Annotated in this window: 28 protein-coding genes and 1 tRNA gene; 10 read left to right on the top strand and 19 right to left on the bottom strand. The window is 58.5% G+C overall.

The annotated features are described in order from the left end of the window. The first annotated feature begins 64 nt into the window (after positions 1-64). From KGA88_RS17220 to KGA88_RS17210, 3 genes are read left to right on the top strand one after another with little or no spacing between them, the layout of a single operon-like run. Positions 65-1,114, top strand: coding sequence for an ABC transporter substrate-binding protein (locus tag KGA88_RS17220; RefSeq protein ID WP_223592999.1), 1,050 nt, complete (start codon positions 65-67; stop codon positions 1,112-1,114). A 20-nt stretch (positions 1,115-1,134) separates the two neighbouring features. Continuing rightward, positions 1,135-2,346 carry an ABC transporter permease gene (locus KGA88_RS17215; protein ID WP_223592997.1) on the top strand — a complete coding sequence of 404 codons (1,212 nt, stop codon included), beginning with the start codon at positions 1,135-1,137 and terminating at the stop codon, positions 2,344-2,346. A 2-nt stretch (positions 2,347-2,348) separates the two neighbouring features. After that, positions 2,349-3,149, top strand: a complete 801-nt coding sequence (locus KGA88_RS17210; RefSeq protein ID WP_411740852.1) for an ABC transporter permease — start codon at positions 2,349-2,351, stop codon at positions 3,147-3,149. Positions 3,150-3,231: 82 nt separating this feature from the next. Here the strand turns inward: KGA88_RS17210 and KGA88_RS17205 are convergent, their stop codons facing one another. The 4 genes from KGA88_RS17205 to KGA88_RS17190 form a co-directional block, all read right to left on the bottom strand. After that, a complete protein-coding gene (locus KGA88_RS17205; protein WP_154910110.1) occupies positions 3,232-4,032 on the bottom strand; it encodes an IclR family transcriptional regulator in 801 nt (266 codons plus the stop codon). 74 nt (positions 4,033-4,106) lie between these two features. Next, entirely contained in the window at positions 4,107-5,447 is a 1,341-nt protein-coding gene (locus tag KGA88_RS17200) for an MFS transporter (protein WP_223592980.1), read from the bottom strand. A gap of 53 nt (positions 5,448-5,500) precedes the next feature. Further along, entirely contained in the window at positions 5,501-7,090 is a 1,590-nt protein-coding gene (locus tag KGA88_RS17195) for a GMC family oxidoreductase (protein WP_223592978.1), read from the bottom strand. Positions 7,091-7,121: 31 nt separating this feature from the next. Continuing rightward, positions 7,122-8,552 (bottom strand): NAD-dependent succinate-semialdehyde dehydrogenase, encoded by a 1,431-nt coding sequence (locus tag KGA88_RS17190; RefSeq protein ID WP_223592970.1) that lies wholly within the window; start codon positions 8,550-8,552, stop codon positions 7,122-7,124. A gap of 196 nt (positions 8,553-8,748) precedes the next feature. Here KGA88_RS17190 and KGA88_RS17185 point away from each other — a divergent pair, with 196 nt between their 5' ends. The 4 genes from KGA88_RS17185 to KGA88_RS17170 are packed head-to-tail and all read left to right on the top strand — an operon-like array spanning position 8,749 to position 11,934. After that, a complete protein-coding gene (locus KGA88_RS17185) occupies positions 8,749-9,144 on the top strand; it encodes a cupin domain-containing protein (protein ID WP_223592961.1) in 396 nt (131 codons plus the stop codon). Then, a complete protein-coding gene (locus tag KGA88_RS17180; RefSeq protein WP_223592959.1) occupies positions 9,141-9,899 on the top strand; it encodes an HpcH/HpaI aldolase family protein in 759 nt (252 codons plus the stop codon). The genes KGA88_RS17185 and KGA88_RS17180 overlap by 4 nt, the downstream gene beginning before the upstream one ends. A gap of 30 nt (positions 9,900-9,929) precedes the next feature. Further along, the gene (locus KGA88_RS17175; RefSeq protein WP_223592957.1) at positions 9,930-10,862 is read left to right on the top strand and encodes a DUF6282 family protein; all 933 of its coding nucleotides are present in this window, start codon (positions 9,930-9,932) and stop codon (positions 10,860-10,862) included. A 10-nt stretch (positions 10,863-10,872) separates the two neighbouring features. After that, on the top strand, positions 10,873-11,934 hold the full coding sequence (locus KGA88_RS17170) for a dihydroorotate dehydrogenase (protein ID WP_223592955.1): 1,062 nt from the start codon (positions 10,873-10,875) through the stop codon (positions 11,932-11,934). Positions 11,935-12,203: 269 nt separating this feature from the next. Here the strand turns inward: KGA88_RS17170 and KGA88_RS17165 are convergent. From KGA88_RS17165 to thrS, 9 genes are all read right to left on the bottom strand, one after another. Then, positions 12,204-12,280: transfer RNA gene (locus KGA88_RS17165), tRNA-Pro, on the bottom strand. A gap of 89 nt (positions 12,281-12,369) precedes the next feature. Beyond that, positions 12,370-12,726 carry a MerR family transcriptional regulator gene (locus KGA88_RS17160; protein WP_003179985.1) on the bottom strand — a complete coding sequence of 119 codons (357 nt, stop codon included), beginning with the start codon at positions 12,724-12,726 and terminating at the stop codon, positions 12,370-12,372. Further along, entirely contained in the window at positions 12,707-13,009 is a 303-nt protein-coding gene (gene ihfA, locus KGA88_RS17155; protein ID WP_002553164.1) for an integration host factor subunit alpha, read from the bottom strand. Before ihfA ends, KGA88_RS17160 begins: the two co-directional genes overlap by 20 nt. Before the next feature lie 3 nt (positions 13,010-13,012). Next, positions 13,013-15,391, bottom strand: a complete 2,379-nt coding sequence (pheT, locus tag KGA88_RS17150; RefSeq protein ID WP_223592953.1) for a phenylalanine--tRNA ligase subunit beta — start codon at positions 15,389-15,391, stop codon at positions 13,013-13,015. Positions 15,392-15,417: 26 nt separating this feature from the next. After that, positions 15,418-16,434: a phenylalanine--tRNA ligase subunit alpha gene (pheS, locus tag KGA88_RS17145; protein ID WP_007992477.1), complete on the bottom strand. Its 1,017-nt coding sequence runs from the start codon at positions 16,432-16,434 to the stop codon at positions 15,418-15,420. A 109-nt stretch (positions 16,435-16,543) separates the two neighbouring features. Next, the gene (gene rplT / locus KGA88_RS17140) at positions 16,544-16,900 is read right to left on the bottom strand and encodes a 50S ribosomal protein L20 (protein ID WP_007905879.1); all 357 of its coding nucleotides are present in this window, start codon (positions 16,898-16,900) and stop codon (positions 16,544-16,546) included. A gap of 28 nt (positions 16,901-16,928) precedes the next feature. Further along, a complete protein-coding gene (gene rpmI / locus KGA88_RS17135) occupies positions 16,929-17,123 on the bottom strand; it encodes a 50S ribosomal protein L35 (RefSeq protein ID WP_002553160.1) in 195 nt (64 codons plus the stop codon). Between the two features lie 60 nt (positions 17,124-17,183). Beyond that, entirely contained in the window at positions 17,184-17,735 is a 552-nt protein-coding gene (gene infC, locus KGA88_RS17130) for a translation initiation factor IF-3 (RefSeq protein ID WP_172435341.1), read from the bottom strand. Further along, on the bottom strand, positions 17,735-19,657 hold the full coding sequence (thrS, locus tag KGA88_RS17125; RefSeq protein ID WP_110656646.1) for a threonine--tRNA ligase: 1,923 nt from the start codon (positions 19,655-19,657) through the stop codon (positions 17,735-17,737). The genes infC and thrS overlap by 1 nt, the downstream gene beginning before the upstream one ends. A 374-nt stretch (positions 19,658-20,031) precedes the next feature. Here thrS and KGA88_RS17120 point away from each other — a divergent pair, with 374 nt between their 5' ends. Continuing rightward, positions 20,032-20,334, top strand: a complete 303-nt coding sequence (locus KGA88_RS17120) for a hypothetical protein (RefSeq protein WP_110656648.1) — start codon at positions 20,032-20,034, stop codon at positions 20,332-20,334. Positions 20,335-20,626: 292 nt separating this feature from the next. Then, positions 20,627-20,839, top strand: a complete 213-nt coding sequence (locus KGA88_RS17115; protein WP_003179963.1) for a cold-shock protein — start codon at positions 20,627-20,629, stop codon at positions 20,837-20,839. A 69-nt stretch (positions 20,840-20,908) separates the two neighbouring features. Here the strand turns inward: KGA88_RS17115 and KGA88_RS17110 are convergent, their stop codons facing one another. After that, entirely contained in the window at positions 20,909-21,229 is a 321-nt protein-coding gene (locus KGA88_RS17110; RefSeq protein ID WP_223592943.1) for an I78 family peptidase inhibitor, read from the bottom strand. A gap of 165 nt (positions 21,230-21,394) precedes the next feature. Further along, the gene (locus tag KGA88_RS17105) at positions 21,395-21,700 is read right to left on the bottom strand and encodes a hypothetical protein (RefSeq protein ID WP_110656652.1); all 306 of its coding nucleotides are present in this window, start codon (positions 21,698-21,700) and stop codon (positions 21,395-21,397) included. 132 nt (positions 21,701-21,832) lie between these two features. Here KGA88_RS17105 and KGA88_RS17100 point away from each other — a divergent pair, with 132 nt between their 5' ends. Continuing rightward, positions 21,833-22,045 carry a hypothetical protein gene (locus tag KGA88_RS17100; RefSeq protein ID WP_110656653.1) on the top strand — a complete coding sequence of 71 codons (213 nt, stop codon included), beginning with the start codon at positions 21,833-21,835 and terminating at the stop codon, positions 22,043-22,045. Between the two features lie 33 nt (positions 22,046-22,078). Here the strand turns inward: KGA88_RS17100 and KGA88_RS17095 are convergent, their stop codons facing one another. Genes KGA88_RS17095 through KGA88_RS17080 form a run of 4 tightly spaced genes read right to left on the bottom strand, consistent with a single transcriptional unit; the run spans position 22,079 to position 25,547 of the window. Beyond that, on the bottom strand, positions 22,079-23,107 hold the full coding sequence (locus KGA88_RS17095) for a nucleoside hydrolase (protein WP_223592941.1): 1,029 nt from the start codon (positions 23,105-23,107) through the stop codon (positions 22,079-22,081). Between the two features lie 43 nt (positions 23,108-23,150). Continuing rightward, entirely contained in the window at positions 23,151-23,555 is a 405-nt protein-coding gene (gene rbsD, locus KGA88_RS17090) for a D-ribose pyranase (RefSeq protein WP_223592939.1), read from the bottom strand. Next, entirely contained in the window at positions 23,552-24,469 is a 918-nt protein-coding gene (gene rbsK, locus KGA88_RS17085; protein ID WP_223592937.1) for a ribokinase, read from the bottom strand. The genes rbsD and rbsK overlap by 4 nt, the downstream gene beginning before the upstream one ends. A gap of 58 nt (positions 24,470-24,527) precedes the next feature. Further along, complete coding sequence (locus KGA88_RS17080; RefSeq protein WP_110656661.1) at positions 24,528-25,547, bottom strand: LacI family DNA-binding transcriptional regulator; 1,020 nt, start codon at positions 25,545-25,547, stop codon at positions 24,528-24,530. Positions 25,548-25,550: the final 3 nt, after the last annotated feature.

Here is a 25,550-nt window from a genome sequence, read left to right as displayed (position 1 = left end):
CCGCGTCGATCTGTTACGTCACCACTGCCGACCACAACTAAATCAAAAGTCTGGGAGTCACATCATGTTCAATCCATGCTCCGTTCGCAGTCTCACCTTCGTTTTGTGCGGGCTCGCCCTGCTCCAGGGAACCGCTCAGGCCAGAGACCTGACCGTGGCCTCCTGGGGTGGCGCGTATCAGGATGTGCAGCGCAAGATCTTCTTCGAACCGTACAGCCAGGCCAGCGGCAACAAAGTCATCGATGACAGTTGGGAAGGCGGTATCGGCTTGTTGAGAACTCACGCCGAAGGCGCTGACAGTGGTTGGGACGTGGTTCAAGTCGAGGCCGAAGACCTTCAGCTGGGTTGCGGTGAAGGGCTTTTCGTCGCGATGGACTTCAAACGTATTGGCGGCAAAGACAACTACATCCCCAGCGCGGTCAGCGAATGCGGTGTGGGCAGCGCAGTCTACAACTTCGTGCTGAGCTACGACACCAGCAAGGCCAGCCGTGCGCCCAAAGGTTGGAGTGACTTTTTCGATACCAAGACTTTCCCTGGCAAACGCGCATTGCGCCAGGGTCCCAAGGGCAATCTGGAAATCGCCCTCATGGCCGACGGTGTTGCACCGGCCGACGTTTACAAAATCCTCAACTCGGCGGGCGGCGTAGAACGCGCGTTCAAAAAACTCGACACGATCAAAAGCCAGCTGCTGTTCTGGAAAGCGGGCGGCCAACCGATGCAATTGCTCGCGTCTGGTGAAGTGAGCATGACCACGTCCTATAACGGGCGGGTGACCAACGCTATCCACCAGGATCACAAACCGTTCGGGTTGGTGTGGAATCAGTCGCTGCAAACCATGGACAGCTGGGTGATCCTCGCCAACTCGCCGAACGTCGACAAAGCCTACGGCCTGCTGGATGTGATGGGAAAAGCTGAAAACCAGAAGAAATGGCCAAGCCTGCAGCCGACCGGGATCACTTCCGTCAAAGGCATCGCTGAAACTGACCCGGCGGCGCTCGCTGACTCCCCAAGCGCACCGCAGAACAGCGCCAACGTGCTGGTGCTCAACGACAAGTTCTGGGTTGACCGTATCGACGAACTAAATGCCAAGTGGACCGCCTGGTCGGCCCAGTGATCCGGATCGAGTAAATAGACATGAGTGCAATCGTAATCAATGCCTCATCACCGGTGGTCACCCGCAAGGATCGCGGCGCCCTCTGGCGCGCCTACGGCCTGCTGGCACCCTTGGTGGTGTTTCTCGTCCTGACCTTCGTCGGTCCGATCGGCACACTATTGTGGCGCGCTGTCGCTGACAGCGAGCTGCCTCAAGCCATGCCTGCGACGGCCACTGCCGTTGCAAACTGGGATGGCATCTCTGCCCCGGACGAGCGCTTATTCAAGCCTTTGGTACAGGACCTAAAGGCCGTGTCGCCCCGTGACCTGGCAGCGGCGGCCCGGCGCCTGGCCTACGAGGCACCGGAACTGCGTGGTTTGCTGATGACCGCCAAACGCGAGGCCGCCGATCTGGACGGCAGCAGTGCAGGCATGCAAAAGCTCGATCCGCGCTGGCTGGAAAATGCCACCTGGCAAACCTTCAAGCGTGCCTCAGGACCCGTCGGCACTTACCACCTGCTGTCCGCCGTGGACATGAAACACGACTACCAGCAGGGCCTGGTCGCCAAGGATGAAGCCGGTCTGTATCGCTCGATCCTCGGACGCACCTTTGGCATCGCCGCCATCACGACGCTGGTCTGTGTGCTGTTGGCATTCCCGCTGTGCGTGTTTCTCGATCGTCGAACGCCAAAGACCCGCAACGCGCTGTTGCTACTGATCCTGCTGCCGTTCTGGACGTCGATCCTGGTTCGCACGACCGCCTGGATGGTGCTGTTGCAGGATCAGGGGATCGTCAACGCCATGCTGTTGAAGCTGGGATGGATCAACAGTCCGTTGCACCTGTTGTACAACCGCTTCGGGGTGATTCTGGCTCTGGTTCACGTGATGCTGCCGTTCATGGTGTTCCCGCTTCTTGCGGCCATGTCCAGTTGCAATCGCCTGCTGGTACAGGCGGCCTATTCGATGGGGGCTCGCCCGTTGCGGGTGTTTTTCCAGGTGTACCTACCACAGGTTCTACCTGGGCTGGCAGCCGGGGCATTGATGGTCTTCATCGTCACGCTGGGCTTCTACATCACGCCCGCATTGCTCGGTGGACCGGCCGATCAAATGATCAGTTTCTACATTGCCCAATTCACCACCGGCACACTGAACTGGGGACTGGCTTCGGCGTTGGGGTTGGTGCTGCTGGTAGCAACCACCCTGCTCTACCTCATTCAGGCGCATCTTGCCCGTCGCAGTACAGGAGCGAAGTGATGATCCGCAATCCAAATAACGGGCCGATGGCCTGGTTCGGCAACCTCGGCGTGTCACTCAGTGGCTGTCTGGTACTGGCCTTCCTGCTGCTGCCTATTCTCATCGTATTGCCGCTGTCGTTCAGCGACAGCCGCTACATGTCACTGCCTCTGGGTCACTTTACGCTGCGCTGGTATGAGGACTTTTTCTCCTCCTCGCAATGGCTGAGTGCGTTGTTCAACAGCTTTGCAGTGGCTCTGGCGAGTACCGCGCTTGCTGTGGTCCTGGGAGGGCTGGCGGCGCTTGGTTTGCGACACCCGGCCATGCCCGGCAAACGCTTCATCGAAGTGCTGTTGATCGCCCCCATGATCGTGCCGGCCGTCATCGTCGGCGTGGGCATGTATTTTGTGTTTTCCAATGCCGGGCTGACGCGAACCTACTTGGGGTTGATTCTGGCGCATACCACCCTGGCCGTGCCTTTTGTGGTGGTCAACGTCGGATCCGCGCTGGGCGGTCTGAATCAGCGGCTGTTGTGGGCAGCCGCCAGCATGGGTGCGACACCCTGGGTGACGCTGCGCAAAGTGACATTGCCGCTGATTTCACCAGGCCTGGTGTCCGGAGGTTTGTTCGCCTTTGCCACCTCTCTGGATGAAGTGGTGGTGACTCTATTCCTCGCCGGGCCTGATCAGCGGACCCTGCCTCGGGAGATGTTCACTACCGCTCGAGAAGCGTTGAGCCCGGTCCTGCTTTCAGCGGCAACCGTCATGGTGCTGTTTGCCGCCCTGCTGTTGCTGCTGTCACGCGCAGCGACTCGGCGCTCCTGACCTCATCCCCGCAAGACAGCAATAAAAAACAGGCCTGCATTGCAGGCCTGTTTTTCATTGCGCTTTCCTGACATCCCCCTCATCACAAACGCTGGTAGGTCCCTGCATGCAAACGCTCGCTGATCTCGGCCGCTGCCGATTGCAACTCGCGCAGCATCGCGGCCGGTGGTGGCGAAGGAATCGCCGCGCTCGGACCCACGATCCCAATCGTGCCGACAATCACATCGTTCTCGCGAAAGATCGGACAGCACAGCGCATTGATACCCATGGTCACTTCACCGTCGGCATCGTCATAAAGCCGTTGGCGAATCAGTTCCAGACGCTGGGTGAGCGACTCGGGATCGTGCAGGGTGCGCTCGGTGAGAGCCGGCATCTTGCGGCGCATGACCCGTTGCTGGCTGGCGGCATCGGCGAAAGCGAGCACGGTGCGCCCCTGTGCCGAGCAATAGGGCAGCACGCGGTTACCAGGCTTGACCGAAATGCACACATTGGCTTTGGACTCGACACACGACACCACCAGCGCAGTGTCATGAGTGGCGACCGCCAGCAGTGCCGTTTGCCCCGTGGCGTCGCGAATACGTGTCAGGTAAGGATCAGCAATGGCCCGCAGGTCAAACTGCTCACCTGCCGCCTCACCGTAGGCGACCAGGCGAGCCCCAAGCAGGTATTTCTCGCTGACGGGATCTTGTTCGAGGATGCCCAGCTGACGCATCGAGGCCAGATGCCGGTAGGTTCTCGGTTTGGCGGTTTGCAGCAGATGAGCCAGTTCAGTCACCCCCAAAGGGCGGCGTGCAGCGGTCAGCTCATCGAGCAGACGGAACACCATTTCCACCGATTCCAGCAGTACGGGGCCGGTGGTGGGCTTTTCGTCATCCTGTTCCAAGAGGTCACCTCGAGTCGATAACTGGAAAAGCCCGATTGTATCTCCTGCCGAAACACTTGTGTTGTTCTGCGATATCAGATGTTCGAGAGTTCAGGCAATCCTTTAACGGCCACAGCGCCTGGAGGCTTAATTGAAAACATCACCAGCGCCCCGATCAGCGTCATGCCGGCCAACGCATACAGGCCATATTCCAGATGCCCGCTGCTCTGCTTGACCCAGCCCATCATGAACGGACTGGCATAGCCGCCCAGATTCCCGACAGTGGCAATCAGGGCAATACCTGCCGCGGCCGCGGTCCCGGTGAGCAGTACACCGGGCAGCGCCCATAACACACAGAAACCCGCCAGGCCGCCAGACATGGCCAGACTCAGCCCTGCCAGCGACAACACCGGCTGATCATGGAAGTACGCCGCAATTGCAAGCCCGAAGGCAGAAGCCAGATTGCACAGCGTACCGTGCCAACGTCGCTCACGTTGTTTATCCGAGTGGCGGCTGACCAATACCATGACGACCGACGCCACCGCGAAAGGAATGGCGGCGATCAACCCGGTATGAAACAGGCTTTTCACCCCAAGCCCCTGAACGATCTGCGGCAGCCAGAATGACACCCCATAGGTGCCGCACAGCAATGCGAAGTTCACGTAGATCAGGCACCACAAATCTTTGTTGACGAATGCCGCCCGGAAGTTGTGGCCAGCCCCCGCCGCCTCATGCTGCTGGCGCTGAGCCGCCAGTTGCTGCACCACACGAGTGTTCTGTTCAGGGCTGAGCCAGTGCACCTTGCCAGGTCGATCGTCCAGGTAAAAGAACACCGTGATACCCAGCAGTACCGCTGGAATTCCCTCCAGCAAGAACAACCATTGCCAGCCCGCCATGCCCGCTACGCCGGCAAATGTCTGCATGATCCAGCCGGACAGCGGACTGCCCAGAACACCGGCCATCGCAATGCCCAGATTGAACCAGGCCATGCCCTGGGAGCGCGCATAGGAAGGAAACCAGTAGGTCATGTACAGCACGACCCCTGGATAGAACCCGGCCTCTGCCATGCCCAACAGAAAGCGCAGGATATAAAAGGCCGTTGGCGTTTTGACGAACATCATGCAGATCGACAGCACCCCCCAGGTGATCATGATCCGGGTGATCCAGAACCTCGCCCCGACACGCTGCAGGATCATATTGCTGGGTATCTCGCACAGACAGTAGCCGATGAAGAAAACCCCGGCGCCGAAACCGAACGCAAGATCGCTCAAACCGATGTCGGCCGACATCTGCAGCTTGGCAAATCCAACGTTCACGCGATCCAGAAAGGCGACCACATACAAGACGAAAAGGAACGGCAACATGCGCCACGCGATACGGTTGTAGAGCAGGCTGTCCTGTTCATTGTCGAAGGTGCTGCGGGATATGAGGTTCATCGCTGTACTCTTGTAATTGTTGTGCATGCGAAGAGGTGTTGGGGTTGGACTGACTACGCGGCGTTCCCCAAAATGAAATCGGCACACCGCTCACCGATCATGATGCAGGGAGCATTGGTATTGCCGCTGACGATAGTCGGCATGATCGACGCATCGGCGACGCGCAGCCCCTGCACGCCATGCACCCGAAGATCGGGCCCGACGACTGCGTTGGCATCCATCCCCATGCGACAGGTTCCCGCAGGATGGAACACGGTTTTTGCAACACTGCGCACGTAGTCCTCCAGCACATGATCTGGAATGTCGTCGTGATCAGGTAGCAACAGCATTTTTTCCACAACGCTGGCAAGCGCTGGTGCACGCAGGATACGCCGGGCAAATTTAACGCCTGCGACCATGGTCCGAAGGTCGTGCGCATCACTCAGGTAATTGGCCTTCAGCGACACCTCTTGCATTGGATCGGCACTTTTCAGGCGCAGTTGGCCGCGCGAGCGAGGCCGCAAGGCGCAGGGGTTGATCGAGATACCGTGGCCACTGGGCGGCAACCGGTCGATATCGCCGACCAGCGCTGGCACCACATGAAATTGCACATCCGGCCGACCGCAACCGGTGGCATCGACGAAAGCACCGCTCTCGACAACATTGGAGCTAAGCAGACCCGAACGGTTGGCCAGGTACTTGAGCCCGTGCCCCAACGCACGCAAGCCCCGGTCATGCCCGAGCAAGCTGACGGGTTCACGTGTTTGCGCATACACCGAAGCGCTGAGGTGATCCTGAAAGTTCTCGCCCACGCCCGGCGAGTGAACGCGCATTGCAATGCCCATTTCATCCAGATGAGCCTGCGGCCCGATCCCCGACAGCATCAGAAGCTTGGGTGAAGCGATCGCTCCGGCACTGACAATGACTTCTGCACGGGCAGCAAACCTGATCGCAACGCCTTCACGATCCATGGCCCGAACTCCCGTGACCCGAGCGCCATCGAACAGCAGTTCAGTGACATGGGTCTCGGTGAGCACCTTGAGGTTTGGGTTGTTGCGCAAAGGCTTTATGTAAGCCACCGCCGAGCTGGCGCGCCGACCGTGCGACGTGGTGGTTTGATAGAAGCCGGCGCCCTCTTGTCTTGCGCCGTTGAAGTCATCCGTCGCGGGCACCCCTGCTTCAACCGCGGCCCTCACAAATGCGCGGCTCAAGGCATGCCGGTGACCAGCATCACTGACGTTCAGCGGGCCATTCTGGCCGTGCAAGGCACCACCTAATCGGACGTTCGTTTCGCAACGGCGAAACACCGGCAGAACGTCCTGCCACCCCCACCCGGGACAACCATTGGCCTGCCAATCGTCATAGTCTTGTGCCTGGCCGCGTATATAAATCATCGCGTTGACCGAGCTGCCGCCTCCTAGCGTGCGGCCTTGTGGAATAAAGACCTGGCGCTGATTGACGAAAGGCTCGGGTTCGGTGCGATACATCCAGGTACGCCGGGAGCCGTGAACCCGGATAAAGGTGCCGGGAATGTGAATGTACGGATGGTTGTCAGCCGGTCCGGCTTCAAGCAATAGCACCTGCTTGCCAGCGCTTGCCAGCCGTGCGCTCAAGGCACAGCCAGCGGAACCGGCCCCGACCACTATGTAATCGAAGGTTTGCATGGGCATTGTTCTCGGTGGTGGGCGGTCCTGTTCAGCCGATCTGGCTGACGAATTTGGTGGTGAAGTACGCGTCCAGCCCTTCACTGCCGCCCTCGCTGCCATAACCGCTGTCCTTGACCCCACCGAACGGTGTTTCCGGTGCAGCCAGGCCGAAGTGATTGATGGAAACCATGCCCGACTCCAGCTCATCCGTCAGCAACGTTGCGCGCTGGATCGATCGAGTGAACACGAACGCTGCCAGCCCAAAAGACAAGCCGTTGGCCTTTTCGATCACTTCTTCAACGCTATCGAAACGGACGATGGAGGCGATCGGGCCGAACGGTTCTTCGTTCATCACCCGTGCGTTTTCCGGCACATCGGTCAGCACCGTCGCAGGATAGAAAAAGCCAGCGCCTTCGGCGGTTTTGCCACCCAACACCAGTTGTGCGCCGACGGCCAACGCGTCATCGACATATTCCTGTACGGCGGCAACCCGGCGTGGATTGGCCAACGGGCCCAGTTGCGTCGAGGCATCGTGGCCATCGCCGATCTTGATCGCGGCACCGGCCGCGCAGAAAGCATCAATAAACTGCTCATATACCGCCGATTGCACATAGAAACGCGTAGGCGAGGCACAGATCTGGCCACCATTGCGGAATTTCAGGCCCGCCCCAAGCGCCGCCACAGCCTTGACGTCGACGTCATCGCAGACAATGAACGGTGCATGCCCGCCCAGTTCCAGTGTGCAGCGCTTGAGGTACTGCCCCGCCAACGCACCCAGTGCCCGTCCAACAGGCACCGAACCGGTGAACGACACCTTGCGGATGACCTCGGAACGAATCAGGTAATCGGACACTTCGGCCGGTACGCCAAACACCAGGTTCAGGACACCGTCAGGCACGCCGGCATCCTGAAACGCGCGGCACAACTCGATGCAGGATGAAGGGGTTTCCTCCGGGCCTTTGGCAATGATCGAACAACCGGCAGCCAGTGCACCGGCAATCTTGCGCACCAGTTGGCTGACCGGGAAGTTCCAGGGACTGAAAGCCGCTACCGGCCCCACAGGCTCGCGCAATACGGTCTGCCGGACTCCTCGGGCGCGCGGTGGAATCACTCGACCGTAAGCGCGGCGCCCCTCTTCGGCGTACCAATCGATGTGATCGCCAGCGCCGAAGGCTTCAAGTTTGGCTTCCGCCAGCGGCTTGCCTTGTTCCAGGGTAATCAGCGCCGCAATTTCATCCGAACGTTGACGCACCAGATCCGCTGCCCGACGCAGGATTTTCGAACGCTCGTAAGCCGAAGTCTTGCGCCACAGCTGAAAGCCACGTTGTGCCGCCGCCAGCGCGCGATCCAGATCGCCGGTCGTGGCCAGGCTCAGCTTGGCGATCAACTCTCCGGAGGCCGGGTTGAACACGTCGGCCTGGCGCTCGTGGCTGCCGGCAGACCATTGACCGTCAATCAGCAGGGATTCGATAACTCGCATGTAGAAAGCACCTTTGGCAAATTGAATAAATTTGGTTTCATTGAAAGAAATGATATTTCTCTGTGTAGCGCAATCCTAGGAGTCTAAAAGCGTGGGTGTCAAGGCGAAAAAGTCGCTTGACCATTTAATATGGAGCGCGTTAGCTTTATCTCTCAGCGAAATACTATTCCTACAAAAGAAACAAAGGTGCGATCTGATGAGTATTGCCAATGCACTGCTTCATAACTGGGATGACCTGCCTCGCGAAACCGTCCGCAAGGGCGTCGAGCGCGTAGCGTTCCGTGGTGATGACACGCTATGCGTGATGAACTGGCTAACCCCGGGCATGGATGTTTTTCCCCACAGCCACACCTTTGAACAGCTAGTGATCATCGTGCAGGGACGCGTGCGCTTTCACTTGGGTAACGACGTCGTCGAAGGTGGCCCGGGCAGCATGATCCGCATACCGCCCCATGTGGTGCACTACGCCGAACCGATCGGTGACGAAGTGGTGATGAACCTCGACGTGTTCTCGCCGATCCGTGACGACTACCGGCACCTGATCGAATACCAGGCCAGCGAATTCGCCAACGCCGGGCAAAAACAGCCATGAACTTCTCGTCCCGACTGCGTGCCGGCCAGTCACTGATCAGCACCTTCATCAAGACGCCGAGCCATGCGGTGGTAGAGATCGCCGGTGACTGCATGCTGGATGCCGTGGTGCTGGATGCCGAACACGCGCCCTTCGATCAAGCCAGCCTTGATCGTGGCCTGCTGGCCTGTCGTGCGGCGAAAGTGGCCGGTCTGGTGCGCGTCGCTGACGACCGCCCCACCACGCTGTTGCAGGCGCTGGACCTGGGCGCCGACGGCCTGGTGTTGCCGCATATCGTCGATGCGGCGCAGGCACGCCAGGTATTGCAGGCAAGCCGATATCGCAACGGCAGCCGGGGTTTCTCCAACTCGCCCAGGGCCGGCCGCTATGGCCGCGCGAACCTTGCTGAACACATGGCCGACGAGGATGGTCGCCACGCGATCATTGCCCAGATCGAAGACCGCGCGGCACTCGACAACCTGGCGGCGATTGCCAGCGTCGAGCAGATCGACTGCCTGCTGGTCGGACGTGCCGACCTCGCGGTGTCCTTGGGTGCCAGCACACTCGATGATCCACGCGTCGAGTCCGCCGTCAACCGCGTGATCGAGGCTGCACGGCAAGCCGGCAAGGCCGCCGGGATTTTTGTCGCCAACAGCGAAGACCTGGAGCGCTTCAGCAACCAGGGGATGCGCTTTTTCATTCTGGGCTCGGATCAGGCAGTGCTGCGAACTGGCTGGACTCAACAGGTGCGCCATTTCCACAGTTTGGTCCGCTGAGCCGCCTGCATAACTACAAGAGGTAATTCCATGAACGCTATCGTCAATACACCCGTCAACGAAGAACGCCAGGCTCATATCGACAGCCTCATGCACGGCGCCATCGACCTGCATTGCCACAGCGGCCCCTCGGTCATGCCGCGCTACTGCGACCATGTTGAAGCCATGCGCGAAGCCAGCGAGGCCGGTTTAAAGGCAGTGCTGCTCAAAGACCACTATTACAGCTGTACACCCGTGACGACCCTGCTGAACAAACACTTCAGCGAGCTTGATGTACACATGCTGTCAGGCGTGCCGCTGAACAACTCGGTCGGCGGGCTCAACGTCCATGCGGTCGAGCACGGCCTGAAGCTGGGTGCGAAGCTGGTCTGGATGCCAACATTTTCTTCCGCCAACCACATCGCCCATCACCATCAGGACGAGAAATTCTCCGAAAAATTTCCGCAAACCACCCAACGCATGCTGCAGCCGATCCCTTTGACCGTGCTCGATGACGATGGCCGCCTGAAGGAAGAAGTCAAAGCGATCCTCGACCTGATTGCCGCAGAAGATGTGGTCCTGTCGGCCGGCCACCTCAACATCAAGGAGATCTGGCCGCTGTTTGAAGAAGCTCGCAAACGCGGTGTCAAACGACTGCTGGTCAATCATCCGACCTACGTGGTCGATGCCACGCTCGATGACATGCGCCAACTGGCCAGCGAGGGCGTCTACATGGAGCACTCCATGTGCATGTGGGTACCCGGGTCGAAATTCAAATTCTACGATGATCAATTCCTGCGACAAGTGATCGAAGCGGGAACCGTGGACCTGACCATTCTCGGTTCTGACCTGGGTCAGCAAGGCAATCCAAGCATCGCCGAGGGCTTTCGTAATGTGATTGGCCAACTGCTGGATCTGAAATACAGCGACGAGGATATTCGCAAGTTGACCTCCGGCAACGCTTCCCGCTTGATGAACCTGTGAGCACCCGGTCATGACGCGACTAACCACACAGATTGGACCACTGTCCTTTAAGAATCCGGTCTTCTGCGGAGCTGGCGAGCAGACCATGACTCGCGATGCCATCCGCGCCGCCCTCGCCACTGGAGCAGGCGCGGTGGTCGCCAAATCCACCAACGAATCGCAAGCCGCCAAACACCAACTGGACAAGACGGACTATGCGTTACTGGACTCGAACTGGAATCGTTTGCCGTGGGACTTTTCCCCGCCATCCGATGCTAGCCTGTTCGGGCGCTCAGGCCTGGTGCAACGCGGTTTTACCGAATGGCTCGAGGAGCTGGCCAAGCTGGACCTGGAGGCTCGACAGCAAGATGCTTATGTCATTCCCAGCCTGATCCTCAGTGACCTTGAACAATGCGCGCAGTACGCCCGGCAGATCGAACAGGCGGGCCTGCGAGTGCTGGAGCTGAACATTGGCGCACCTCACGGTGAAGAAGCAGCCAAGGGCGCCATCGTCCTTGAGCGGGGCGCAGCACGCATAGAAGCCATTGTCTCGCGTATCCGGCGGGCGACGACATTACCGCTGTGGATCAAGCTCACCGGGCAGAGCGAGGACGTCGTCGGTCTGGCTCAGGCCGCACGCAGGGGCGGAGCCGACAGTGTCGTGATGATGGGACGGTTTATGGGCTTTCTGCCGGACCTGGACACCGGCCTGCCCCTGCTCGGAACCAGTGCCGCAATAGGCGGCGGTTGGGCACTTCCACTGACCGCGCGCTGGCTGATGATGACCCGCAAAGCCATGGGCGATGATTACCCGCTGATCGCCACCAATGGCGCTCGCACCGGGCTGGACGTCGCGCGCTTTCTGCTTTCCGGGGCCTGCGCCACAGAGATGACCTCGGCGGTGTTCACTGGCGGCTATGACGTATTGTCTCGCGCTGTACGCGAACTGGATGAATATGTCGTCAAGCGAGGTCTGAGCGTCGAGCAACTACTGGGCAGCGCGGCTGATCAGGTGCAGACCTATCAGCAGCAACCTGATCGACCTGAGTGGTGGAAAGGCTTCGCCCCGGAGTGCCCAGGGTCTCCAGACTGAAGCGGATTGGTCGGGAGATCACTGACAGTTGGCGGTTGATGTTGCCGTGAAGAAATCGCCCAAACAGAATATGTGAAAACACACTGATGAAAGCCTTAGCAAACACCCCGACTTGTTTGGGGCGCTTGCTTTGAGTTGGCAGCAGACAAAAAAAGCCCTTTTGGCCTTTCAGTGGGGCAAAAAGTGGGGCAAAAATAAGTACCTCGAAAAAACGATGAGCCATAAAAAAATCCAGTCACCGCTAAGTGACTGGATTTCTTGGAAATAAATGGTCGGGACGGAGTGATTCGAACACTCGACCCCTAGCACCCCATGCTAGTGCGCTACCGGACTGCGCTACGCCCCGACTAGGCGTGAAACCTGTTCCTCTTCTCGAGGAACGCTCAAGAATATATCGCAAGCTTTTGAAAACTGGAAGTATTTAAAAGCAGGAATTTATTTCTTGAGTACCACCAGAACATCTTCGAGCTCGGCGATCATCTGGCGGATCATTTGCTTGTATTGGGTGGTGTCGTCTTTGGCTTCATCACCGGACAAACGCAGGCGCGCTCCGCCGATGGTGAACCCCTGATCATAAAGGAGCGCGCGGATCTGCCGGATCATCAGCACGTCCTGGCGCTGATAATACCGGCGGTTTCCGCGGCGTTTGACAGGGTTGAGTTGAGGAAACTCCTGCTCCCAGTAGCGCAGCACGTGTGGTTTAACCGCACACAGTTCGCTGACTTCACCAATGGTGAAGTAGCGTTTGCCCGGGATGACGGGGAGCTCGTCGTTATGACTTGGTTCCAGCATAAGCCTCAACTCGGGCCTTCAACTTCTGCCCTGGACGAAAGGTGACCACACGGCGAGCCGTGATCGGGATTTCTTCCCCCGTTTTCGGATTGCGGCCAGGCCGCTGGCGTTTGTCCCGAAGGTCGAAATTGCCGAAACCGGACAATTTGACTTGTTCGTTGTCTTCGAGCGCGTGCCTGATTTCTTCAAAAAACAGTTCGACCAATTCCTTGGCCTCCCGTTTGTTCAGGCCCAGCTCTTCATACAGACGTTCCGCCATCTCAGCTTTCGTCAGAGCCCCCATACGTCACTTCCTTAACGTGGCGTTCAACCTTTGTTCGAGCGAGGTGAGGATGTTTTGCGTTGCGGTATTCACCTCATCGTCATTAAGAGTGCGCGATGGATGCTGCCAGGTCAAGCCGACTGCGAGGCTTTTTCTATCAGGATCAATGCCTTTACCCTGATACACGTCAAATAGCCTGAGGTCTGTCAGCCATTCGCCTGCATTTTCACGGATTACGTCCAGTACAGCCGTGGCTGCAACGTCTTTGTGCGCAATCAGTGCAAGGTCACGACGCACTTCAGGAAAGCGCGATAACTCGTGGAATTTCGGCATTTTGCCCGACGCTACTTCCGCCAGAACCAGTTCGAAGACGAAGACCGGACGGTCGAGACCGAGGGTTTTCGACAATTCGGGGTGGATCGCGCCAATGAAGCCGACCAGACGACCATCACGTTCGATGCGCGCGGTTTGACCCGGGTGCAGCGCGGGGTGCTTGCCCGGTACGAAAGTGAATGCATCCAGGGCACCGGCGAAGCCGAGCACCGCTTCCACGTCAGCCTTGACGTCGAAGAAGTCGACGGTGTCGCGGCCTTGCGCCCAGCCTTCCGGCAGACGGCTGCCACAAACCACGCCGGCCAGCATCGGTTCTTGCTTCAGGCCTTCGAGTTGACCCACGAAACGCAGGCCACTTTCGAACAGGCGCACGCGATCCTGCTGGCGGTTCAGGTTGTGCTGAAGCGACTTGACCAGACCTGGCCACAAGGACGAACGCATGGCGGCCATGTCGTTGGAAATCGGATTGGCCAGCAATAACGGCTCCACACCCGGATTAAACAGTTCGAACTGTTTCGGATCGATGAAGCTGTAGGTAATGGCTTCCTGGTAACCACGGGCAACCAGCAGGCGGCGCAGTTCTGGCAGGTCGCTACGCGCCTCTGCCTTGGCTTGCGGCGCCAGGCGCGCTTGCGGATAACGAACCGGCAAACGGTTGTAGCCGTACAGGCGTGCCAGCTCTTCGATCAGGTCGACTTCCAGGCTGATATCGAAGCGATGGCTTGGCACTTCTACACGCCACTGCCCTGCTCCGTCGGCAGTAATGGTCAGGCCCAAAGCGTTGAGCAGACGCTCCACTTCAGCCGAATCCATTTCCATGCCCAGCATCTGGGTAATGCGCTGGGCACGCAGGGTGACCGGAGCAATTTTCGGCAGGTGCTGTTCGCTGACGGTCTCGATGATCGGACCTGCTTCACCACCGGTGATGTCCAGCAGCAAGCCAGTCGCGCGCTCCATGGCCTCGCGGGCCAGTTGCCAGTCCACGCCACGCTCATAGCGATGCGATGCATCGGTGTGCAGGCCATAGGAACGGGCCTTGCCGGCTACGGCGATCTGGTCGAAGAAGGCGCTTTCCAGGAACACATCGCGTGTGGTCGCGGAGACACCGCTGTGCTCGCCACCCATGACGCCGGCAATTGCCAGTGCGCGGGAATGATCGGCAATCACCAGCGTATCGCTACGCAGGGTGACTTCCTGGCCGTCGAGCAGCACCAGCTTCTCGCCCTCTTCGGCCATGCGCACACGGATGCCTCCGTTGATTTCGGCGAGGTCGAAGGCGTGCAGTGGCTGACCCAGCTCAAGCATCACGTAGTTGGTGATGTCGACGGCAGCGTCGATGCTGCGCACATCCGCGCGACGCAGACGCTCTACCATCCACAGCGGCGTAGGCTTGGACAGGTCAACGTTACGAATCACACGACCGAGGTAGCGCGGGCACGCGGCCGGCGCCAGCACTTCTACCGAACGTACTTCGTCGTGCGCGGCAGGCACCGCAGCCACCACCGGACGGACCACCGGAGCGGCGTACAGCGCGCCGACCTCACGAGCCAGACCGGCGAGGGACAGGCAGTCACCACGGTTCGGGGTCAGGTCGACCTCGATGCTGGCGTCTTCCAGGTCCAGGTAAACGCGGAAGTCTTCGCCCACCGGCGCATCGGCCGGCAGCTCCATCAGGCCGTCATTGCCTTCACCGACCTGCAGCTCGGATTGCGAGCACAGCATGCCGTTGGACTCAACGCCACGCAGCTTGGCTTTCTTGATCTTGAAGTCGCCTGGCAGCTCGGCACCGATCATGGCGAAAGGAATCTTCAGGCCCGGGCGCACGTTGGGCGCACCGCAAACCACCTGGAAGGTTTCCGAACCGTTGCTGACCTGGCACACGCGCAGCTTGTCGGCGTCCGGGTGCTGCTCGGTGCTCAGCACCTCGCCAACGACCACGCCACTGAAAACACCGGCGGCCGGCGTAACGCTATCGACCTCAAGACCGGCCATCGACAGACGAGCAACCAGCTCGTCGCGACTTACCTGCGGGCTAACCCAGCCACGCAGCCATTGTTCACTGAATTTCATCCTGCTCTCCTAAGAATTCGTTACGACTAGCGAAATTGCGCGAGGAACCGCAAGTCGTTGTCGAAGAACAGACGCAAGTCGTTCACGCCGTAACGCAGCATGGCCAGACGCTCAACGCCCATGCCGAAGGCAAAGCCCGAGAACTCTTCCGGGTCGATCCCGGACATGCGCAGCACGTTCGGGTGAACCATGCCGCAGCCCATCACTTCCAGCCAACCGGTCTGCTTGCAGACGCGGCAGCCTTTACCGCTGCACATCACGCATTCCATGTCGACTTCAGCGGATGGCTCGGTGAACGGGAAGTACGAAGGACGGAAACGCACGGCCAGTTCTTTTTCGAAGAACACCCGCAGGAACTCTTCGATGGTGCCCTTGAGGTCGGCGAAATTGATGTCGCGATCGACCAGCAGGCCTTCGACCTGGTGGAACATCGGCGAGTGGGTGATATCGGAGTCGCTGCGGTATACGCGGCCTGGGCAGACGATGCGGATCGGCGGCTGCTTGGACTCCATGGTGCGGACCTGTACCGGCGAGGTATGGGTGCGCAACAGCATGTTCGCATTGAAATAGAAGGTGTCATGCATCGACCGGGCCGGGTGATGGCCTGGGATGTTGAGTGCTTCGAAGTTGTGATAGTCGTCTTCGACCTCGGGGCCTTCGGCGATGCCGTAGCCGATACGGGTGAAGAACTGTTCGACGCGTTCCAGAGTGCGGGTAACCGGATGCAGACCACCGGAGGTCTGACCACGGCCAGGCAGGGTCACGTCAATGGACTCGGCGGAGAGTTTGGCAGCCAGATCGGCTTCTTCAAACAACGCCTTGCGCGCATTGAGAACCTCTGTGACACGCTCCTTGGCAACGTTGATCAGCGCACCGACTTGCGGACGCTCTTCTGCCGGCAAATTCCCCAGGGTCTTCATCACCTGAGTCAATTCACCCTTCTTGCCAAGGTAGTGAACCCGGATTTGCTCCAGGGCATTGATATCTTCAGCGCTTTGCACAGCCTCTAGAGCTTGCGAGACGAGCGCATCCAGGTTTTCCATGTACAGACTCCAGATACAAAATAGGGGAAGAGCTTGAAGGCTCTTCCCCTATTTATGACGTTTAACACCTGGCCCCACAGATGCGAGGCCGGGTGACTGTCGGGGGTACTTAAGCCAAGGTGGCTTTAGCTTTCTCGACAATCGCAGCAAACGCCGCTTTTTCGTTCACTGCCAGATCAGCCAGAACCTTACGGTCGATCTCGATGGACGCTTTTTTCAGGCCGGCGATGAAACGGCTGTAGGACAGACCGTTGATACGAGCACCAGCGTTGATACGAGCGATCCACAGAGCGCGGAACTGACGTTTTTTCTGACGACGGTCACGGTAGGCGTATTGGCCTGCCTTGATTACCGCTTGCTTGGCAACACGGAATACGCGGGAGCGTGCGCCGTAGTAACCTTTAGCAAGTTTCAGAATTTTTTTGTGACGCTTACGGGCAATGACGCCACGCTTTACACGAGCCATGAGTTACTTCCTCTATTCTTGACTAAAATTAACGAAGGCGCAGCATGCGCTCGACTTTTGCCACGTCAGACGGATGCAGCAAGCTGCTACCGCGCAGTTGACGCTTACGCTTGGTCGACATTTTGGTCAGGATGTGGCTCTTGAAAGCGTGCTTGTGCTTGATACCGTTAGCAGTTTTCAGAAACCGCTTAGCAGCACCACTTTTGGTCTTCATTTTTGGCATGTTCGGATACTCCGCATTCAGTTGATAAACATAATCAGAAGGCCTGCCGTGCCCTGTTGATTACTTCTTCTTTTTCGGGGCGATGACCATGATCAGCTGGCGTCCTTCCATCTTAGGATGCTGTTCGACCGAACCGTACTCGAGCAAGTCACCTTCAACTCGCTTGAGGAGTTCCATCCCCAGCTCCTGGTGGGCCATCTCACGGCCGCGGAATCGCAAGGATACCTTGGCCCTGTCCCCGTCACTCAGGAAACGTACCAGGTTGCGCAGTTTTACCTGGTAATCCCCTTCCTCCGTCCCTGGACGAAACTTGATTTCTTTAACCTGAATCTGCTTCTGGTTTTTCTTGGCCGCAGCAATCTGCTTCTTCTTTTCGAAGATCGATTTGCCGTAGTCCATCAGTTTGCAAACAGGTGGTACTGCATCGGCGGAAATCTCCACCAGATCCAGCTTGGCCTCTTCAGCCTTAAGAAGCGCGTCTTCAATTGACACAATCCCAAGCTGTTCACCTTCAGCACCAATTAACCGAACCTCGCGGGCCGAGATATTCTCGTTGATCGGGGCTTTCGGTGCAGCTCGTTTATCTTGTCTCATTTCACGCTTAATAATAATTACTCCGAATCTGGGCGACCACGCCGGGAAACCGCTTGCGCGAGAAACTCAGCGAACTGGGCGACGGGCATCGAGCCCAGGTCAGCACCTTCACGAGTACGCACAGCGACAGTCTGCATCTCGACTTCCCGATCTCCGATAACCAAGAGATAAGGAACCTTGAGCAAAGTATGCTCGCGGATTTTAAAGCCGATTTTTTCATTTCTCAAGTCAGACTTGGCACGGAATCCGCTTTCGTTGAGGGTTTTTTCAACCTCGGCGGCGAAATCCGCTTGTTTGTCGGTGATATTCATCACCACTGCCTGGGTCGGAGCAAGCCACGCCGGGAATGCACCCTCGTAGTGCTCGATCAGGATTCCGACGAAACGTTCGAAGGACCCGAGGATCGCCCGGTGCAACATCACCGGGTGCTTGCGACTGTTGTCTTCGGAGACGTATTCGGCTCCCAGACGCACTGGCAGGTTAAAATCGAGCTGCAGGGTACCACACTGCCAGACCCGACCAAGACAATCTTTCAGCGAGAATTCGATCTTCGGACCGTAGAAGGCCCCCTCACCCGGCTGCAGATCGTACGGCAAGCCAGCACTATCAAGGGCTGCAGCCAATGCCGCTTCGGCGCGATCCCACAGTTCGTCGGAACCGACGCGTTTTTCCGGACGAGTGGACAGCTTCATCTCGACGTCTTTAAAGCCGAAATCGGCGTAGACGTCCATGGTCAGCTTGATAAACGCAGCGGACTCGGCCTGCATCTGCTCTTCGGTGCAGAAGATGTGGGCGTCGTCTTGAGTGAACGCACGCACGCGCATGATGCCGTGCAAGGCACCCGATGGCTCGTTACGGTGGCAGGCACCGAACTCGGCCAGGCGCATCGGCAACTCGCGGTAGCTTTTCAGGCCCTGGTTGAACACCTGCACGTGGCAAGGGCAGTTCATTGGCTTGATCGCGTAGTCGCGGTTTTCCGACTGGGTGGTGAACATGTTGTCGGCGTAGTTGGCCCAGTGCCCGGATTTCTCCCACAGGCTGCGGTCAACGACTTGCGGCGTCTTGATTTCGAGATAGCCGTTGTCGCGCTGAACCTTGCGCATGTACTGCTCGAGCACCTGGTACAAAGTCCAGCCGTTCGGGTGCCAGAACACCATGCCCGGCGACTCTTCCTGGGTGTGGAACAGGCCCAGGCGCTTGCCGATCTTGCGGTGGTCGCGTTTTTCGGCTTCTTCAATGCGCTGGATGTAAGCAGCCAGTTGCTTCTTGTCCGCCCATGCGGTGCCGTAGACGCGCTGCAATTGCTCGTTCTTGGCATCGCCACGCCAGTAGGCGCCGGACAGCTTGGTCAGCTTGAAGGATTTCAGGAAGCGCGTGTTCGGCACGTGCGGACCGCGGCACATGTCGACGTATTCTTCGTGATAGTAAAGGCCCATGGCCTGTTCGTTCGGCATGTCCTCGACCAGGCGCAACTTGTAGTCTTCGCCACGGGCCTTGAACACTTCGATCACTTCGGCGCGCGGAGTGACTTTCTTGATCACGTCGTAATCTTTTTCGATCAGTTGCTGCATGCGCTGTTCGATGGCGGCCAGGTCGTCCGGAGTGAAAGGACGTTCGAAGGCGATGTCGTAATAGAAACCTTCGTCGATGACCGGGCCGATGACCATCTTGGCGGTCGGGTACAGCTGCTTGACCGCGTGGCCAACCAGGTGGGCGCAAGAGTGGCGAATGATCTCCAGCCCCTCTTCATCCTTTGGCGTGATGATTTGCAGCGACGCGTCGCTGTCGATGATGTCGCTGGCGTCGACCAGCTTGCCATTGACCTTGCCAGCAACGGTGGCCTTGGCCAGGCCTGCACCGATAGATGCGGCGACCTCGGCTACGGAAACCGGGTGATCGAATGAACGTTGACTGCCGTCGGGAAGAGTAATAGTTGGCATGGCGCCTCCTCTCCTAGTGGTGACCCCTACCAAAGGTCACGTGGGTTGGGATGAGCCAGTACAAGATCCGGTCCAGGCCATTCAATGACGAACGCCTGCCTTACAGCGGCAGGAGCCTTGCGGCCAACCGGAAAACCGAACCAGAGTGACTGGGATTCAAATCAGGGTTAATCGCGCATCTGCCGCTACCGGGACTGAAGGTCCGTCGGAGCCTGCAAACGCCCGAGCGGGGCATGCTAGCACAGATGAACGGTGGTAGCTGCGCAGAGGCTTTCCAACGCGGCAAATCAGGCGTTTTTATGCCAGAGTGATGAACTTGAGCCGCGCGTTAGCGCTCAGATAACAAGACATTGACCTCAAAGGAGCATCTTGGCATGCATCTGAATCGTTTATTCGCTGTTGTCGCACCAATCGTTCTGCTGCTGCCGCTGGCCGCCCACGCCGAATGGCCAAAAGGTGAACGCGAGAAGTACATGTCTCAGTGTGTTCCTGCGGCTGCGGAACAAATCGGTCCAGCTGCGGCCAAGGCCCACTGCGCTTGTGGTGCCGATGCGATCAAGTCGTTCCCGGCCAGCGACATCCAGGCATTGATGGATAACAAAGCCAGTGACGCCCTGAAACAGAAAGCGTTTAGCCAAATTGCAGCCTGCAAGGCTGAGAACAAAGCCAAAAATTAAGCACAGACCTGCGTTCTCAAACCCTGTTTTACTGGCAAAAAGTCCCCAAAACAGCCCATTCCGTACATTTTATGCAGGTTTTACAGCTTTTTTTATCACCTTTACTTTCGGCCAGAGGCCTTATAAAACGGGGCCTCCAGCCATTTAAAGATATAAAAAAACCACGACTGATCGGCAAACAGCTCGCCCGGGGGGGTCCCAAACCGAACATTTCGACTATGATACCCGGGTGTGCCCAGTTGGCCTGAGCAGCACAGTACTACTGAAAATATATGTTTCTTGGAGATACACCATGTCTAATCGCCAAACCGGCACCGTTAAATGGTTCAACGATGAAAAAGGCTTCGGCTTCATCACTCCTCAAGGTGGCGGTGACGACCTGTTCGTACACTTCAAAGCTATCGAAAGCGACGGTTTCAAAAGCCTGAAAGAAGGCCAGACTGTTTCCTTCGTGGCTGAGAAAGGCCAAAAGGGTATGCAAGCTGCTCAAGTTCGCCCAGAGTAATTTCCAGGCGCACTAAAAAAACCCCGTCCATGTGACGGGGTTTTTTATGGCCGGAACAAAAACGAACGATCAGCCGCAGTTGACGCGGGTCACTATCCGGCTGGCATCGGTGTTCAGGTTCAGGCGATCGGAACGGTACTCCAGCGTCACCATATCGGTTGGCAGCAGGAACCGTGCGCTTTGCGCTCCTGCGCGGGTACGCGCCTGCTCAAGCAGTTGCGGCGATGCCTGTTTGCCGATAGTGAACTCGGCAGCCTTTGCCTCACAACGACTGTGACCCGAGTCAGTCGTCGCAACATCAGAGGTTGCCGACTCCGTAGAGGTAGTGCTGCAACCGGCCAGCGTGGCAACGGCCAGCAAAGTACCCAATGACGCGAGCTTCCAAGGCATGAAGCCTCCTTATTCAATGATTAAGCTGAGATCGTGCGACAACCAGACTGGCGTTTGGTTTCACCGGCAGCGCTAGCACCCTGCCCGCAATCCGGACGAACCGCGATTTTGCCTGAGCAGCGCCCTCCCCTTAATCACTGAATCGTGACTGAATATGAACGACGCTCAATAGACGTCGATATAGTCGTAAGGCGGATTGGGCCAGTTCTCCTTCAAGGCATTGAAGATTTGCATGACCCAGACTTCATCGCTGGCCGCGACCAGCCCGACATAACCGGAGCCCTTGGCCCAGGTTTCCAGACGAAACAACAAGCCGTCGATATCGGTACCGCCCACGACACCCGAGGAAATATAGGCAATGCCTCCTCGGGTGACCCGCAATTGGGTGTGCTCATCATCACTGGCGCCGGCCAGCAACTGACGCACGGCCTCAAGGGTCAGGTCATCTGGAGAGTTCAAATCGATCTGCACGGCGCATTCCCTGAATATTCGTCAAAGACCAAGTGTCGCATAGCCCACCTTTGCCGCCTAAGTCGGCGTGTCAAAAGCCCCGCAAAATGGTTAACTCGGCACTCAGACTTCCCCGACCTCACGAGTGCCACCATGACCACCGTAAGCATCGACGCTGACATCAAGGCCAAGTGGCAGGACGGCCACAGCTCCTACAGTCCAGGCAGCACGGAGGAGCTTGCCATCATCGGTATCGACCTGTTGGTCAGGGATATTGGAACCGAAGCCGCGCAATCGTTCATCGAGCAGATTTTCGAGAAGCATTTGTCAGACCAAAAGGCCGAAGCGCTCAGCGGCCGGGAGTGAACCCCGCAGGCAGGCACCTGCGGGGCTTGACGCTTATTTCAGGCGGGCCAGGCGCTCGGTCAGCAGATCGAAAAAGCCCTGGGCATCACCGCTTTCAACCCAGAAGGCATTCTTTGGTGCTTTCAAGCCGTCATGCCAGTCGACGATGGTTTGTCCAAAGGTTGGTCCTTCGCGGCTATCGACAACCACGTTGACCGAGCGACCGCTGAACAATTGCGGCTTGAGCAGATAAGCGATCACCGTGGCGTCATGCACCGGCCCACCCGGGATGCCGTAGTGTTCCATGTCGCCCTTGATGTATTCATTGAGAATGTCGCCCACCAGCCGGCTGGCGTTGTTGTTCAGCGCGGCAATTTGATTCAGGCGCGCTTCGCTGGTAAGGATCTTGTGGGTCACATCCAGCGGCAGGTAAGTCAGCTTCACGCCACTCTTGAGTACCACTTCGGCGGCCTGCGGATCGGCAAACAGATTGAACTCGGCTACCGGCGTGATGTTGCCGCCATTGAAGTGCGCGCCGCCCATGACCACCACTTCCTTGATGCCCCGGACGATATCCGGTTCCTGGATCAGCGCCAGGGCCAGGTTGGTCTGCGGGCCGAGCATGGCGATAGTCATGCTGTGAGGCTTGGCCGATTTCAGGGTATCGATCAGATAAGTCACGGCACTGCCCGTGGCCAGGCCTTTCCTGGGCTCATGCACGGCAATGCCCGAGAGCCCTTCCATGCCATGAATGTCCTCGGCGTAGATGGGTGTGCGCATCAGGGGCCTTGGCGCGCCCGCATAGACCGGCACTTCTTCGCGCCCCGCCCACTCCCGGGCCAGTCGCGCATTGCGCGAGGTCTTGTCCAGGCGAACGTTGCCGGCAACGGTGGTCAATGCCCGGACATTCAGCTCATCCGGCGACGCCAGCGCGAATAACAGGGCGACGACATCGTCAGCCCCTGGATCGGTGTCGATGATCAGGTCGATTTTTTCTGACGCCTCGGCGTTCGATGCAGTAATCAGGGACAAAAGCAGCAGGCTCCGGAGCAGTGGGTACAGTTTTTGAGCATAGCGATACACGGCGAACTCCTTGTGCATGGGACATCAAAACGCGGACAACCAGTTAAAACGTTACGCCGGCTACCAGCACAATGTTGCAGTACGGCTGGCACTCGCCTGTACGAACAACCGCTCTCGCTTGTCGGCTCAAGACCTTGAATTGTTCATGGGTGAGCACTTCACGTCGCCCCAATGCGCCTTCGCCGTTCAGCTCTTCCAGCGCGACCAGGGCCGACGGTTTTTTATCGAAGAGCTCCTGAGCCAGCACATGGCTTTCGACCTGCATCTCACTGAGCGCCACCTTCAAGGTGCTGACAAAATCCGGAATGCCATGGGTCAAGGCCAGGTCGATCAATTCAACGCCTGGAGGAACCGGCAAACCGGCGTCCCCGATGACGACCATGTCGCCATGCCCCAATGAGGCAATCAGCCGCGACAAAGCAATGTTGAGCAGTGGTGTCTTTTTCATTGGTTTTTAAACGCCTGCACATCGCTCAAGGCGGGAATCGACGGTTGCGCGCCGGCACGGGTGACAGACAGCGCCGCAGCCCCTTGCCCGAAGCGGATTGCCTGCACTTCATCCTTGCCCGCTGCCAGCGCCGCAGCGAAACCGCCCACGAATGTATCGCCGGCCGCCGTTGTGTCGACAGCCTGCACGACGGGCGCGGGGAAATGTTCGAAACGCTGGCCATCGGCAAACAGCGAACCTTGCGCACCAAGGGTGATGATCACCTTACCGGCGCCCAGGGCAATCAGCTTGGTCGCCGCGGTTTGCGCGGATTCCAGGGAGTCCACGGACACTCCGCTCAGCGCCGACGCTTCGCTCTCGTTGGGAATCAGGTAATCGATCGACGCGTACCAGTCCACTGGCAAGGGACGGCTGGCCGGCGCGGGGTTGAGGATGACCGTCTTGCCCAGTTCGCGACCGCGCTTGAGCGCATGGCCAACGGAGGCATCAGGTACTTCCAGCTGACAGATGAGCACGTCCGCCGCCTGTATGACCGAATCAAAACGGTCAATGGCTTCAGCCGTCAGCTCACCGTTGGCACCGGGGACGATGACGATCGTGTTCTGGCTGTTGTCGTCGACCACAATCAACGCCACGCCGCTGGAACCTTCAACGGTGCTGACCGCCTGACAATCGATCTGTTCGGCCAACAGCGCCCCGCGCAGCGCCTCACCATAAGCATCGTCACCCACGCAGCCGATCATCGACACCTGCGCTCCCAGCCGCGCCGCAGCCACGGCCTGATTGGCGCCCTTGCCGCCGGAGACGGTGGCAAACGAATGACCAATCAGCGTTTCACCGCCCTTGGGCAAGCGCGGCGCACGGGTCACCAGGTCCATGTTCAAACTGCCAATCACCACTACTTTTGCTGACATACATTGCTACTCATCGATTCTGTTTCGGCGACGCTGTTGATTTAGCGGCGTCCTGTTTTCAACGGAACTGGGTAAACACGCCGGCCAGCGGCGCCGTCGATTCACGGATGACGATACTCGGCGTCACGATCCGCTGATCGGTCGCCAGACCCGGCGTGGCGATCCGTCGTAAAAGCACTTCGGCAGCCATTTCGCCGAGCTGCAGGATTGATTGCCCGACCGTGGTCAACGACGGATAGACATACCGACTCATCTGGATATCGTCGAAGCCGATCACCGACAACTCGCTCGGTACGCGAATATTGCGCTCGGCGGCAGCTCGCAGCACGCCGATGCCGATCATGTCGTTGGCGGCAAAAATGGCAGTAGGCGGATGGCTTTCCAGCAAAATCGCGGCAGCGCTGTAACCGCCAGTGCTGGTGAAATCACTTGCCAGCATGCGCCCGGAAGAGACTTCGACGCCCGCCTCTTTCAGGGCCCGGCAATAACCCGCCAGACGCATCTGCGCCACACTGGTGTTTTCCGGCCCGCTGATCGTGGCGATGTCCCGGTGGCCCAGTTCCAGCAGGTGCCGGGTCGCCAGGTACGCGCCGTATTCATGGTCGATGCGCACAAGGTCCGCATCGACACCGTCCAGTCCACGGTCGACAATCACCATGGGCGTGCGCACGCCCTTGAGGCCTTGAGCCAGACCGCTGTCGCCACCAGCCGAGGCGACAATCAGGCCGTCGATGCGTTTTTCCAGCAGCACACGCAGGTAACTGCGCTGCTTGTCCGGATTATCGTCGGAGTTGCACAGGATGACGCAGTAACCGTTGCGCTCGCAGTAATCCTCGATACCCCGGGCCAGTTCGGCAAAATACGGGTTGAGGCTGTTGGGGACCAAAAGGCCGATGGTCGCCGTGGTCTTGGCCTTAAGAGAACGGGCCACCGCGCTGGGGACGTAATCGAGGGTCTTGATCGCCTCTTCGACCTTGATCCGGACTTCTTCACTGACCGGACGGGTCTTGTTCACCACATGGGACACCGTGGTGTAGGAAATGCCGGCAAGGGCTGCCACATCTTTGATAGTCGCCATGAC

Origin of the sequence: Pseudomonas sp. A-R-19, from assembly GCF_019956575.1 — a bacterium.
Classification (GTDB): domain Bacteria; phylum Pseudomonadota; class Gammaproteobacteria; order Pseudomonadales; family Pseudomonadaceae; genus Aquipseudomonas.
Note: the sequence above shows the minus strand (reverse complement) of the source record. Positions and strands in the feature narration are given on the sequence as shown.

Excerpts from the sequence above, each read along its gene's own strand:
- pheS (WP_007992477.1), bottom strand. The coding sequence starts at position 16,434 with ATGGAAAACCTGGATGCGCTCGTCTCGCAAGCTCTAGAGGCTGTGCAA.
- rbsK (WP_223592937.1), bottom strand. The coding sequence starts at position 24,469 with ATGTCAGCAAAAGTAGTGGTGATTGGCAGTTTGAACATGGACCTGGTG.
- rbsD (WP_223592939.1), bottom strand. The coding sequence starts at position 23,555 with ATGAAAAAGACACCACTGCTCAACATTGCTTTGTCGCGGCTGATTGCC.
- KGA88_RS17080 (WP_110656661.1), bottom strand. The coding sequence starts at position 25,547 with ATGGCGACTATCAAAGATGTGGCAGCCCTTGCCGGCATTTCCTACACC.
- KGA88_RS17120 (WP_110656648.1), top strand. The coding sequence starts at position 20,032 with ATGCATCTGAATCGTTTATTCGCTGTTGTCGCACCAATCGTTCTGCTG.
- rplT (WP_007905879.1), bottom strand. The coding sequence starts at position 16,900 with ATGGCTCGTGTAAAGCGTGGCGTCATTGCCCGTAAGCGTCACAAAAAA.
- KGA88_RS17200 (WP_223592980.1), bottom strand. The coding sequence starts at position 5,447 with ATGAACCTCATATCCCGCAGCACCTTCGACAATGAACAGGACAGCCTG.
- pheT (WP_223592953.1), bottom strand. The coding sequence starts at position 15,391 with ATGAAATTCAGTGAACAATGGCTGCGTGGCTGGGTTAGCCCGCAGGTA.
- KGA88_RS17115 (WP_003179963.1), top strand. The coding sequence starts at position 20,627 with ATGTCTAATCGCCAAACCGGCACCGTTAAATGGTTCAACGATGAAAAA.
- rpmI (WP_002553160.1), bottom strand. The coding sequence starts at position 17,123 with ATGCCAAAAATGAAGACCAAAAGTGGTGCTGCTAAGCGGTTTCTGAAA.
- KGA88_RS17100 (WP_110656653.1), top strand. The coding sequence starts at position 21,833 with ATGACCACCGTAAGCATCGACGCTGACATCAAGGCCAAGTGGCAGGAC.
- KGA88_RS17220 (WP_223592999.1), top strand. The coding sequence starts at position 65 with ATGTTCAATCCATGCTCCGTTCGCAGTCTCACCTTCGTTTTGTGCGGG.
- KGA88_RS17215 (WP_223592997.1), top strand. The coding sequence starts at position 1,135 with ATGAGTGCAATCGTAATCAATGCCTCATCACCGGTGGTCACCCGCAAG.
- KGA88_RS17185 (WP_223592961.1), top strand. The coding sequence starts at position 8,749 with ATGAGTATTGCCAATGCACTGCTTCATAACTGGGATGACCTGCCTCGC.
- thrS (WP_110656646.1), bottom strand. The coding sequence starts at position 19,657 with ATGCCAACTATTACTCTTCCCGACGGCAGTCAACGTTCATTCGATCAC.
- KGA88_RS17195 (WP_223592978.1), bottom strand. The coding sequence starts at position 7,090 with ATGCAAACCTTCGATTACATAGTGGTCGGGGCCGGTTCCGCTGGCTGT.
- KGA88_RS17170 (WP_223592955.1), top strand. The coding sequence starts at position 10,873 with ATGACGCGACTAACCACACAGATTGGACCACTGTCCTTTAAGAATCCG.
- KGA88_RS17110 (WP_223592943.1), bottom strand. The coding sequence starts at position 21,229 with ATGCCTTGGAAGCTCGCGTCATTGGGTACTTTGCTGGCCGTTGCCACG.
- ihfA (WP_002553164.1), bottom strand. The coding sequence starts at position 13,009 with ATGGGGGCTCTGACGAAAGCTGAGATGGCGGAACGTCTGTATGAAGAG.
- KGA88_RS17160 (WP_003179985.1), bottom strand. The coding sequence starts at position 12,726 with ATGCTGGAACCAAGTCATAACGACGAGCTCCCCGTCATCCCGGGCAAA.
- KGA88_RS17180 (WP_223592959.1), top strand. The coding sequence starts at position 9,141 with ATGAACTTCTCGTCCCGACTGCGTGCCGGCCAGTCACTGATCAGCACC.
- KGA88_RS17175 (WP_223592957.1), top strand. The coding sequence starts at position 9,930 with ATGAACGCTATCGTCAATACACCCGTCAACGAAGAACGCCAGGCTCAT.
- KGA88_RS17190 (WP_223592970.1), bottom strand. The coding sequence starts at position 8,552 with ATGCGAGTTATCGAATCCCTGCTGATTGACGGTCAATGGTCTGCCGGC.